Annotated in this window: 1 protein-coding gene and 1 pseudogene; both read left to right on the top strand. The window is 74.4% G+C overall.

From position 1 onward, the window contains the following. Positions 1-186 (top strand): hypothetical protein (locus JHD62_RS22750; RefSeq protein ID WP_233161162.1); only part of this gene is annotated, 186 nt, incomplete at its 5' end. A gap of 21 nt (positions 187-207) precedes the next feature. Continuing rightward, positions 208-320 (top strand): annotated as a pseudogene (locus JHD62_RS23150) (hypothetical protein); the annotation flags it as partial.

The following is a 320-nucleotide window of genomic DNA, read 5'->3' as shown; positions in this document are numbered from 1 at the left end:
CCCCCCCCCCCCCCCCCCCCCCCCCCCCCCCCCCCCCCCCCCCCCCCCCCCCCCCCCCCCCCCCCCCCCCCCCCCCCCCCCCCCCCCCCCCCCCCCCCCCCCCCCCCCCCCCCCCCCCCCATTTTCACGCAGAAGACGGCATACGAGATTATTGCGTTCGTCTCGTGGGCTCGGAGATGTGTATAAGAGACAGGCGGTTATCCGCGCGGTTTGCGCGGCGATGAAATCCTGCTGGAAGCACGCATCATCCACGTCGCCGACAGCATGGAGGCCATGATGTCGCATCGCCCCTTCCGTCGCCAGCTGGGTCAGGCCCAGGC

Origin of the sequence: Aquitalea sp. ASV11 (genome assembly GCF_016429185.1) — a bacterium.
Lineage (GTDB): Bacteria > Pseudomonadota > Gammaproteobacteria > Burkholderiales > Chromobacteriaceae > Aquitalea > Aquitalea pelogenes.
Note: the sequence above shows the minus strand (reverse complement) of the source record. Positions and strands in the feature narration are given on the sequence as shown.